The organism is Mycobacterium sp. NGS34 (genome assembly GCF_059812845.1).
The window spans coordinates 1-10592 of record NZ_JCALDM010000034.1; the positions used below are offsets into that span (position 1 = coordinate 1).

General features: G+C 70.2%; 10 protein-coding genes. 3 read left to right on the plus strand and 7 right to left on the minus strand.

Going from position 1 to position 10592, the window contains the following annotated elements:
- Positions 1–86 precede the first annotated feature (86 nt).
- The 6 genes from AC5Y7V_RS30915 to AC5Y7V_RS30940 form a co-directional block, all read right to left on the minus strand.
- Entirely contained in the window at positions 87–1040 is a 954-nt protein-coding gene (locus AC5Y7V_RS30915; protein WP_017682183.1) for a tyrosine-type recombinase/integrase, read from the minus strand.
- Positions 1041–1157: 117 nt separating this feature from the next.
- Positions 1158–2537, minus strand: coding sequence for a dihydrolipoyl dehydrogenase family protein (locus AC5Y7V_RS30920; protein WP_010596918.1), 1380 nt, complete (start codon positions 2535–2537; stop codon positions 1158–1160).
- Positions 2534–3430, minus strand: a complete 897-nt coding sequence (locus tag AC5Y7V_RS30925) for a cytochrome c biogenesis CcdA family protein (protein ID WP_010596917.1) — start codon at positions 3428–3430, stop codon at positions 2534–2536. Before AC5Y7V_RS30925 ends, AC5Y7V_RS30920 begins: the two co-directional genes overlap by 4 nt.
- Positions 3427–3933 (minus strand): TlpA family protein disulfide reductase, encoded by a 507-nt coding sequence (locus tag AC5Y7V_RS30930; protein WP_010596916.1) that lies wholly within the window; start codon positions 3931–3933, stop codon positions 3427–3429. Before AC5Y7V_RS30930 ends, AC5Y7V_RS30925 begins: the two co-directional genes overlap by 4 nt.
- Positions 3930–4229 carry a mercuric ion transporter MerT gene (merT, locus tag AC5Y7V_RS30935; protein ID WP_010596915.1) on the minus strand — a complete coding sequence of 100 codons (300 nt, stop codon included), beginning with the start codon at positions 4227–4229 and terminating at the stop codon, positions 3930–3932. The genes AC5Y7V_RS30930 and merT overlap by 4 nt, the downstream gene beginning before the upstream one ends.
- Entirely contained in the window at positions 4229–4618 is a 390-nt protein-coding gene (locus AC5Y7V_RS30940) for an ArsR/SmtB family transcription factor (protein WP_026138108.1), read from the minus strand. The genes merT and AC5Y7V_RS30940 overlap by 1 nt, the downstream gene beginning before the upstream one ends.
- Positions 4619–4746: 128 nt before the next feature.
- Between AC5Y7V_RS30940 and merA the strand changes: the two genes are divergently transcribed.
- The 3 genes from merA (at position 4747) to merB (ending at position 7364) form a co-directional block, all read left to right on the plus strand.
- Entirely contained in the window at positions 4747–6186 is a 1440-nt protein-coding gene (gene merA / locus AC5Y7V_RS30945) for a mercury(II) reductase (protein WP_010596913.1), read from the plus strand.
- An 18-nt stretch (positions 6187–6204) separates the two neighbouring features.
- Positions 6205–6648 (plus strand): MerR family transcriptional regulator, encoded by a 444-nt coding sequence (locus tag AC5Y7V_RS30950; protein ID WP_010596912.1) that lies wholly within the window; start codon positions 6205–6207, stop codon positions 6646–6648.
- A gap of 71 nt (positions 6649–6719) precedes the next feature.
- Complete coding sequence (gene merB, locus AC5Y7V_RS30955; protein ID WP_010596911.1) at positions 6720–7364, plus strand: organomercurial lyase MerB; 645 nt, start codon at positions 6720–6722, stop codon at positions 7362–7364.
- 68 nt (positions 7365–7432) lie between these two features.
- On the opposite strand, the gene AC5Y7V_RS30960 is transcribed toward merB, so the two are convergent.
- Complete coding sequence (locus AC5Y7V_RS30960; protein ID WP_017682184.1) at positions 7433–10444, minus strand: Tn3 family transposase; 3012 nt, start codon at positions 10442–10444, stop codon at positions 7433–7435.
- Positions 10445–10592: the final 148 nt, after the last annotated feature.

Sequence of the window (10592 nt, forward strand, 5' to 3'; positions counted from 1 at the left end):
GGGGTCCCGGCAGTAATGGCGCAAAAAACAACGAGGTTCGCGTAGCGCCTGGTCCGGGTAGACGGACGAGTCGTTGTTGGTGGCCGCTATCGGTGGCCGCGGTCGGGACCGAGGAGGCTGGTGATGCCGCGCATGGCCGCCGGTGAGGGTTTGAAGTAGCGGCGCAGGTTGTCGGGTTTGCGGTGGCGGGACTTGGCCATTAGCTCGAGCAGGCTGGCTCCGGCCTCGCCGAGATGCGTCAGGCCAGAATGCCGGAGTTCGTGCAGGTCCCAGCCGGTGCCGGGTCCGTTGGTGGCGGTGGCGGCATCGAGCAGGGCGCGGGCCTGGCCGTAGGACAACCTGGCCAGGCCGGTGTCGGGGCAGATGTCGCGGTCGGCGACGGCTTTGCGGGGTCCGGGTCGGCGGTGGGTGACGAACAGCGGTCCGCGGGTGCGGCCCTTGGTGAGGCGTGGCAGGAGCCGGGCGGTACCCGCGTCCCAGTACACGAGCTCGTGCGCGTACTCGTGATGGGCGGCGCCGCGGCGGCGGGTGCGGGGCTTGGCGCCCTTGGACTTCACCGGGCAGCACCGCCCGGCCAGGTCGAGGTCTTCGATGTTGACCTGGAGCAGTTCCTCGGTGCGGGCGCATGTTTCGTAGAGCATCCGCCACAGCGTCTTATCCCGCAGGTCGATGTCGCGGCGGGTGATGAGCCGGTCGATCGCGGTGCGCGAGCGCACCGGGGTGGCCGAGTCCGGCGGGGTGGAGCGTTTCACCCACGCGGGGACCGCCGGGGCGAGGTGTCCGTGCTCGCGGCACCACGCCAGCCAAGACGCGACCGCGGCGCGGCGGGCGTTCCAGGTGTTGACCGCCGCCTCGCCCCACAAAGTTTCCAGGGTTTCGCCGATCTCGTCGTCGGCGACATTGGCCAGCGGCCGGGCCTCGCCGAGCCTGGCGGTGGTCTTATCGACGGCGATGGCGTAGGAGCGGCGGGTGTTCGGGGAGCGGATCGAGTCGAGGAAGCCGTCGCCGGCGGCGCGGACGGTGATCCCGGACGACAACATTGTGACCTCCCTGGCCTGCTTGCCACAGATAACAGGGCCGCTTCGCGCACCGCCGGAGCGGAGTCGTCGCAGGCCGGGTTTCATGGTGCCACAGATAACAGGGTGTTATCTGTGGGATCAGTCGGCGGCGGGTCGGTGGACGCCGCCGGCGGCGGCGTTGACGGCTTCGGCGAGGGTGGGGTGGATGTGGATGGCGGCGGCGAGTTGGCCGTAGGTGGCGCCGCAGGTCATGGCGATGACGGCTTCGTGGACGAGGTCGCCGCCGTCGGGTCCGGCGATGTGGCAGCCGAGGATCCGGTCGGTGGCGGCGTCGGCGACGAATTTGACCAGGCCGCGGGTGTTGCCGATGGCGCGTGCTTTGGCAACGCCGGTGAAGTTCTGGCGGCCGATGATCACGTCGTAGCCGGCTGCGCGGGCGGCGGGTTCGGTCAGGCCGACGGCTCCGACTTCGGGGTCGGTGAACACCGCGTGCGGCACGACACGTCCGGTGGTGGTGCGGTCCTGGTCGCGGTAGACGGTGCGGTAGACGATGTCGGCGTCGTCGCGGGCGGTGTGGGTGAACATCGGCCCGCCCCGCAGGTCGCCGATCGCCCACACGTTGTCGGCGGAGGTGTTCAGGGTGTCGCCGACGGTGAGGAAGCCGTGCGGGTCGGGTTGCAGGTCGAGGTGTTCCAGGCCCAGGGCGTCGGTGTTGGGGGTGCGCCCGGTGGCGAGCAGCAGGTGGCTGCCGGTGATCTCGGCGGTCTCGGTGCCGGTGCAGCCGATCCGGATGTTGCCGGCCGTCCCGGCGGCGTGAGTACAGGTGGTGGCGGTCGCGACAGTGATGCCGTCGGCAGTCATGCCGTCGGCGACGGCGGCGCTGATGTCGGGGTCTTCCCCGGGCAGCAGCCGGTCGGCGCGCTGGACGATGGTGACCTCGGCGCCGAATCGCCGGAACATCTGCGCGAATTCGCAGCCGACGTAGCCGCCGCCGACGACGAGCAGGTGGGCGGGTAGTTCGGTGAGGTCGAGCAGCGTGCGGGAGGTGTAGTAGGGCACGGCATCCAAGCCGTCGATGGCCGGGAGGGTGGTGCGGGTGCCGGTCGCGAGGATGATCCGGTCCGCGGTCAGGGTGGTGCCGTCGACGGTGAGGCGCCGGTTACCGGTGAATTGTCCTGCGGCGTGGTAGAAGTCGAGGTCGGCGGATTTTTCGACGGCCCGATACGATCCGGCCCGGATGGAATCGACGAGGGTGTTCTTACGCTCCACCACGGCGGCCAGGTCGACGGTGACCGGACCGCCGACGCGGACGCCGAACTCGGCGGCGCGGCGGGCCTGATGGGCGACGGCGGCGGAGGCGATCATCGTCTTGGTGGGGATGCAGCCCCGGTTCAGGCAGGTCCCGCCGAGCAGTTCCTTCTCGACGAAGGCGACCCGGCCGTGGCGGGCGGCGCGCAGCGCCAGTGGCAGCCCGGACATTCCGCCGCCGAGCACGAGGGTGTCGTAGCGTTCGGTCATTGCGGGCGCCCTTCCTCGATGACGGTCGTCGGGGTGCAGCAGTCGACGGGTGCGGCATCGGTAACGCGGCGCCGGATCATGCGGTGAGCGAGGACGGTGACGGCGGCGGTGAGCACGGTCAGTGCCGCGATCGTCGCCATCAGTGGTGTGTGGTTCTGCAGCCAGGTGCTGGCGGTGGTGGACAGGGCCGCGAATCCGTTGGTGCCGGTGGTGTCGCCGGTGACGGCGGGCAGCCAGTACCAGGCCAGGTAGGCGCCGGTGAGGATGAGCACGGTCGCGGTGATGCGGGTGCCGTGCCGGGCGAGGGCGGCGAGATGGTGGGTGAGCGCGGTACCGGCGGCCGCGGCGGCGAGGCTGACCAGCAGCAGGATCGTCGCGGCGCCGAGGGTGTAGGCGACGAACACCGCGAGCAGCGCACCCCAGCCCGCGGTGGCCTGGGCCTGGGCGATGACGGCCAGCAGCACCCCGAACGTGCACGACAGCGACGCCGCGGCGTAGCCGATCCCGGCGAGGACGATCCCGGTTGTGCCGCCCGGCCCGGTGGCCGGGCGCAGCGCTCGGGTGGGCAGTCGCAGACCGAGCACGCGGCCGGTGAACATGACGACACCGAGCAATACCAGGGCGACACCGACGACCAGACCGAGCCACGGCGCGGCGCTGATCAGCGCGCGGGCACCGGCGCTGATGGCCAGCCCCGCCACGGCCAGGGTGCCCGCGAACCCGAGGGTAAAAGCGACGCCGGTTCGCAGCGCCCGCGCCGTGCGTACCCCGAGCGGTTCGGTGGCGGTGTCGCCGAGGGTGTGGGTGATCCAGGCCGGCAGCAGCGCGAAACCGCACGGATTGACCGGGGCGAGCATGCCCGCGGTGAACGCCAAGGCCAGCAGCCCGTTCACCGGTCCCCGGCCTTCGCCAGCGCGGCGGTGATCTGATCGGCGGACGGGTCGGCGGCCCGGTAGGCGACCGCACCGCCGGGGTCGACGACGAGCAGGGTCGACAGGGCGGCCACGGAGTACCGCTTGGTCAGGGTCGCATCGGTGTCGATGACCGCGGGCACGGTGTCGGTCCCGGTTTGCTGCTGGAAGTCGGTGACGACCTGGGCAGGTTCGGCCGGATCCATGTCGACCAGGACGAAAGCGGCGGTGTCACCGAGTTGTCGCGCAGCCTGCGACAGCGACTTCGCGCCGCCCACGCATTCACCGCAGCCGACCGAAAAGAAGAACATCGCCGTCGGCTTGCCGCTGGGCACGGTCACCGGCGCCCCGGACAGCGCGGTGACCGTGACGGGGTCGGTGGCGGCGCGGGGCGAGGCGGTGTCGGTGCCGCAGGCAGCCAGCACCGTGACCGCCAGGGCGGCGAGCGCCGCGCTCACCGTGCGTCGGGTGATCGGCGTGGTCACGGCTGGGAACTCCGATCGGTCGACGCGTTGGGCTGATGCGATCGGCGGGTGCCCAGCAGTCCGCGGACTGTCCCTCGCTGCGGCGGCTTACGACGGCGCGCGGTGTAGCCGACGGCGGCGAGGACCATCACCGCGGCGGCCACGATCGGTCCCCAACTGCGCAGCGCACCGCCGAGGGCGGTGAGCGCACCGGCCGCGATCAAGGCCGGTCCGGCGCAGCACACGATCATGGCCACGGCGGCACCCACCACCGCGAGCGGGCCGCCGATCCCCGTGGAGTTGTTGCGTACGTTCATCAATGTCCTGCTCCGTTCACACGAGCGGTGTCGATGCGGGTGCAGCAGGTCAGCGCGGCGGCGTTGTCGGCGGCGAGGGAGCGGGCCAGCATCACCAGGTCCGCGACGCGTGGGTCGCCGACGGAGTAGCGCAGCTTCTTGCCGTCACGGCGCGCGGTCACATAACCGCAGTCGGCCAGGCAGGACAGGTGCACCGACACCCGCGGCTGGGAGATCCCGGCATGCTCGACACACTCCGCGGAGGTGCGCTCGGCGGCCAAGATGAACTCCAGCAGCTTCAACCGCGTCGGATCCGACAGCGCGCGAAAGAACTTCGCCGTCGCATCCAGGTGCGTGCAGGCCGTCTCGCCACCGGGCGCGGTGACGGCGGCGGTCGTGGACCGGGGCAAGGGGATCGCCTCCACAAGAAGAAAGTTGAACTATTCGGATAAGCGCATAGTATGATGTCCGGAGATATTCGTCAACGCGAATAGCAACCTGTTCCGTGACCGGAGTCCCCCAGCAAGGAGAACCCGCCGTGACCACGACATCCCCGCGCGCCGATCTGGCGATCATCGGTTCCGGTTCGGCGGCGTTCGCCGCCGCCATCGCCGCGGTCAACCTCGGCAAACGGGTGGTGATGGTCGAGCGCGCCGCGATCGGCGGCACCTGCGTGAACGTGGGCTGCGTGCCGTCGAAGGCGCTGCTGGCCGCCGCGGAGGCCCGGCACACCGCGGCGAGCGCCGACCGGTTCCCGGGGCTGGCGGCGACCGGGGCACCGGTGGACTTCGCCGAGCTGATCGCGGGCAAGAACGCGCTGGTCGACCGGCTTCGCGGCGAGAAGTACCTCGACCTGGCCGCCGACTACGGCTGGGAGATCGTCTCGGGAACCGCCGTCTTCACCGGTACCACCGACGCACCGGTGCTGCGGGTCGAGCAGGGGGCCGATGGCCCGCGGGTGATCGACGCCGATCAGTACCTGATCGCGACCGGCGCCGCGCCGTGGGCGCCGCCGACCGACGGGCTCGCCGAGGCGGGGTATCTGACCTCGACCACCGCGATGGAGCTCGACGTCCTGCCGGGGTCGCTGATCGTGGTGGGCGGCAACGCCATCGGTCTCGAACAGGCACAGTTGTTCGCCCGGCTCGGCACCCGGGTCACGGTGATCGAGGCCCTGGATCGGCTGGCGCCGTTCGAGGAACCCGAGATCTCCCGGGCCATCGCGCAGGTGTTCGCCGACGAAGCCATCACCGTGCTCACCGGCGCCACCCTCGACAAGGCACTGGCCGAGGGCGGCGAGAAACTCGTCACCGTCCGCACCGCCGACGGGGCCACCACCGAACTGCGGGCCGCCCAGCTGCTCATCGCCACCGGCCGCCGCCCCGACACCCCCGGATTGAATCTGGCGGCGGTCGGGGTACGCACCGACGACCGCGGCGCCGTCGTCGTCGACGCCCACCAGCGCAGCAGCAACCCGCGGATCTGGGCCGCGGGCGACGTGGCCGGCGGCCCCCAATTCGTGTACGTCGCGGCGGCGCAGGGCACACTCGCCGCCGGCAACGCCCTCGGGCACGCCGGCCGCACCCTGGACTACACGGCGCTGCCGCGGGTGACATTCACCAGCCCGGCCATCGCCGCGGTCGGCCACACCGACAGCCAAGCCGCCGCAGCCGGATTACGGACCGAGTCGCGGCTGCTCACCGGTGCGAACGTGCCGCGTGCCCTGGTCAACCGGGACACCCGTGGTGTGGTCAAACTCGTCGCCGAGGCCGGGACCGGGCGGGTGCTAGGCGTGCACGCCGTCGCCGAGGGTGCCGGGGATCTGATCACCGCCGCCGGGTACGCGATCACCGCGGGCATGACCGTCGACCAGCTCGCCCGCACCTGGGCGCCGTATCTGACCATGGCCGAAGCGCTGAAACTCACCGCCCAAACCTTCACCGCCGATGTCGCCAAGCTGTCCTGCTGCGCGGGCTGAGGACCGGATCGAGCCGTCATGAACACACCGGTGATGACCATCGGAGACCTGGCCCGCCGCACCGGAGTGCCGGCGAAAGTACTACGCCGCCACCACGACCTGGGCCTGATCTACAGCCTCGGCCGCAGCCGGGCCGGATACCGGCTCTTCGACGAACACGCGCTGTGGTGCGTCGAGGTCATCGCCACCCTGCGCGGCCTCGGCCTCACGGAGGCCGAAATCCGTCAGCTCGCCGCCACCTGCGACGACAGCGCCCGGCCGGTCGGACCGCAGCTGGCCGAACTACTGGCCCGCTCCCGGACCCGGATCGAGGACCGCATCCGCGACCTCGACGAGCAGCGCCGCCGCATCGACGAGTTCGAACACCACCACCACGACGCGTTGACCCGGGCGACCAGCCACGACCGAGCCGCCGCCCCGCCGTGGGTGCCGGATCCGAGGACATGCGGCTGCGGCGCTTGACCTTCCCTGCGGTGGCAAGCCCGACACTCGATCCCACACCCGTGACTACACGCTCCGAGGGGACACCAGCGATGACGACCAACCCGTTCGCCACCACCATCGTCGACACACTGTTCGACTCCACCGCCAATACGGGAACGAACCTGATGGGCACCGCGATGCGGCTGCTCGCGGCCGGTGAACCGATCACCATCGAACAGCTCGCTACCGCCGCCGGCGCCAGCGTCGCCGACGTCGAGAACGCGCCCGCCGCCGCGGACATCGAATACGACGACCGGCACCGCATCCTCGGCTGGGGCCTGACCCTCAATCCCACCCCGCACCGGTTCACCGTCGACGGCCACCAGCTCTACACCTGGTGCGCCGCCGACACCCTGCTGTTCCCCGCCATCATCGGTCGCCCCGCCACCGTCGAATCCACCTGCGCCGCAACCGGAACCACCATCCGACTGTCCGTTGACCCGGCCTCCGGGGTCAGCGGCCTCGACCCGGCCACCGCGGTCATCTCTGTACCCGGCCCCGACGAACTCGACCCGACCCGGGTCCGCGCCACCACCTGCAACCCCGGCCGCTACTTCGCCACCGCCGTGGCGGCCGCCGACTGGCAGAGCCGGCACCCCACCGGGCTCGTGCTGCCCGTCGCCGACGCCTACGCCCAGCTGCGCCCGATCAGCGACCGCGTCCTCACCGCCACCGAACCACCACGCTGTCGCTGACCCAACCCAGGCCACCGATGTGCCCAGCTACGCCCCAGCACCCTCTCCCGGAAGGTGGTAGCCGGCGGTCAGAAGAGGGTGTCGCGGACCCGCAGCGGCCGGTACCCGGTGGGGCCGAGCTGGGCCAGTTCGGCGTCGATGTCGACCTCGATGGCGCCGAAGAAGTTGATGTTCTCGCTGTGCGCCGGAGAAATGTGCGCCAGCACCTCGTCATCGATGCGCCGCCCGGCCCGCCGCATCTGTTCGGTCGCCAGACCGTAATACTCCGTGGTCCAGGCGATGACGGCGTTGGTCGCCAACGTGAGGCACCATGCCTGTTCGGTCTGTCCCTCCAGGTGCCTCGCGCGCACGGTTCCTTCATGCGCGTAGAGCAGGTCGCGGCGGAGCGCGTGCAGGGATTCGCCCTTGTTGAGCTGGCGGGAGATCTTGCGTCGATAGCCCGGGTCGGACAGATACCGGGCGGCGTAGATCGTGCGCCGCAGCGCCCCGTACTCCTTGAGCGCCGCCGCGAGGGCGTTCTGCCGGCCCGACGCCGACAGCTTGCCGACCAGCAGCGACGCGGTGGCGTGCCCGAACTTCAGCGACCCGGCCAGCCGGAGCAGGTCGTCGTAGTGCTCGGCGATCAGATCGAGATTGCACCGCCGGGTCAAAAGCGGGCCCGCGTGCGGGAACGCGGACTCGACCTGGGCTCGCGGCGCCGCCCGGTACAGGGTGATCCGGCCCAGGTCCCGGATGCGGGGCGAGAGCTGCAACCCGAGCAGGTCGAACAGCCCGAAGTTCACCAGGGTGACGCCGTGCGTGTCGGTCGCATGCTCGGTGATCGGCAGATCCGTTGCATTGCCGAGGATTTCGTCCAGCACGTAGTGAGCTTCACGTCTCGTCGCGACGATGACCTTCGTGCCGTAGGTGGCGTGCTGATCGGTGACATGGGTATACGTGCTCAGTCCTTCGTTCGCGAAATAGCGGCTCAACGCTCTGGCAGTGACCGATTTGCCACGGGTCGGGAACCGCTGCCCATCACTGGAGGACAGGGTGCCGGCCCCGAAGATCGGGGTCAGCGGCAGGCGTTGGTGGTAGTCGATGATCGTCAGGTTCGCCGCCCGCAGCGTCTCCTCCCGCACATACCACTCCGAAGTCCAGGCCAGGATGTCGTAGGAGATGCCGGAGGCCTCCGCCATACGGGTGAGACCCAGGTTGGTGGAGTAGGCCAGCAGCACCGCGATGAGGTTGCGCTTCAACTCCGGGGTGCGGGACTGCTTACCGCCGGCGTGGGTGAAGCAGTCCAGGTAGCCGGTGCGTTTGTCCAGCTCGATCAACAGCGACACGATCGGCGCGAACGGCAGCATCTCCGTCAACTCCTGCTTCAACGCCACCGCTTCGGCCGGAACGTCTTCTGCCGACAGCGGCGAGACCACCAGGTCACCGGCCTCATCGAGACGGACCGGGCCGTCGCCGTCGGCGAGCACCTTCTCCAACTCGCTCATAGCGTCGTGCAGCTCGTCGGTGGCGGTCGCCAGGGCGCGGGCCGGATCAGCGGACTTGCCGACCAGGCGGCAGAACTCGTCACGCTGCGGCTCCCACGCCTGCGGGGTCAGCAGGTAAGCGGCCGGGTCGGCGTAGCGGCGCGACCCCGGCACGAACACGTCGCCGCTGCGCAACCCGTCCCGCAGCCCCAGCAGCACGCACAGCTCCCAGTAGTGCCGATAGGCGGTGGTGTTGCCGGCTTTGCGGGCCTCGTCGAGGTAGCCGCGCCACTTCGTCGGCACGAACCCCGTCGGCGCGTCGTCGGGCACCTTGCGGGTACCGGTCGCATTCAGCTCCCGCAGCATGTGCACCCCGATCAGCAGCTCGATCGCCGCGGTGCCGCCGGCGAACCGGACTGTCGACAGCACCTGCGGGGTGAACTGCCGCAGATAGGAGTACGAGCTGTCCAGAGCGGCCAGGTGCCCGTGATCGCGCGGCAGCCGAGGTTTGGCCTGCGCGACCGCGGCCCGCAACCGCTCCCATCCGATCCGATCGCCCCGGATCAGGCCGCCGATCTCCTCGTCAGGGATCTGCGTGTCGGTGATGATGGCCAGCAAGTCGTCGAGCAACCCCTGCCGATCCTCTCCGGCCTTACCGCGCTCGGCGAGCTCGTCGCGCATCCGGCGTTCGGCTTTGCTCAACCTGGCCGAGATCGCCTGATCGAACAGCTGCACCACCTCGTCGAGCACATCGGTGGCCGACTGAGCCAACACCGTGAGCAGGATCGGGTAGCGGCGTTGCGGATCCCGGCGTTCCAAGGCTTGGCCCGTCAAGCGTCGGCCCACAGTCGCCAGGAACCGCCGCCGCTCCGCCGGCAGCACCGACATATCCAGCTCATCCGCGCCCAGGTTGCGCAGGAACACCAGCTTCTCGACCTCGGCCTTCACCGCGGTCGCCGACGCCTCCACCGGGCCGGTCGACAACCACCGCAACCGCGACATCCCGATAGACGGGTCGGCGACCAGCAACGCATCCAGTTCCTTACACCGCTGCGGCGTGAACTCGCGCGCCAACCGGTCATAGGTCTCCCGCTGCGCCTGCGTGCGAGCATGCGCGACCCGGCGGACCACCGTGTCCGGGCCCGGCCGGATCACCCGCGCCGAGATCAGGTACTCACACGCCAGCCGGAACAACAGCGTCGGCGAATCGTGCTCCATCGCCCGCGCCAGAAGGAACTCATCCAGCTCCTTCAACTCCATCGACCCGGCAGGCCGCCACCCCAGATACTGGGCCACCAGCCGCACATGCTCGGTCCGCGTCTGCGCCCGCTTGCCATACGAACGAAGCTGCACCGCATCGACATTCAGCTGATCCGCCAACCGGGCCACCGCCACCGGCGGCGCCGACGACACCTTGTCCGGCACGAACCCCAGCCACGGCAAGGTGCACAACGCCACCGCCAGGCCCAGACGGACCGCAGGGCCCCTGCCCTGCGGAGCAACGAACGCCAGATCCGCCGGGGTCAGCGTGAAGTACCGGAACAACTCCTCACGACTGATCTCCGGGAACTCCCGCAGGCGCTGCAACTCCTCGTCCGCGAATACCCGCGTCGCCACGAACCCCAGCCTCCAAAACGCCGACCAACCTCATCGGCAGCCAAGCCAAGCACCAACCACCCCGGCCCGCAGCCCGAACCGAGAAATCACCGCCGACCAGGCGCTACGCGAACCTCGTTGTTTTTTGCGCCATTACTACCGGGACCCC

Coding starts and splice junctions, on each gene's coding strand:
- merB (WP_010596911.1), top strand. CDS start 6,720: ATGACGACCAACCCGTTCGCCACCACCATCGTCGACACACTGTTCGAC.
- AC5Y7V_RS30920 (WP_010596918.1), bottom strand. CDS start 2,537: ATGACCGAACGCTACGACACCCTCGTGCTCGGCGGCGGAATGTCCGGG.
- AC5Y7V_RS30915 (WP_017682183.1), bottom strand. CDS start 1,040: ATGTTGTCGTCCGGGATCACCGTCCGCGCCGCCGGCGACGGCTTCCTC.
- AC5Y7V_RS30950 (WP_010596912.1), top strand. CDS start 6,205: ATGAACACACCGGTGATGACCATCGGAGACCTGGCCCGCCGCACCGGA.
- merT (WP_010596915.1), bottom strand. CDS start 4,229: ATGAACGTACGCAACAACTCCACGGGGATCGGCGGCCCGCTCGCGGTG.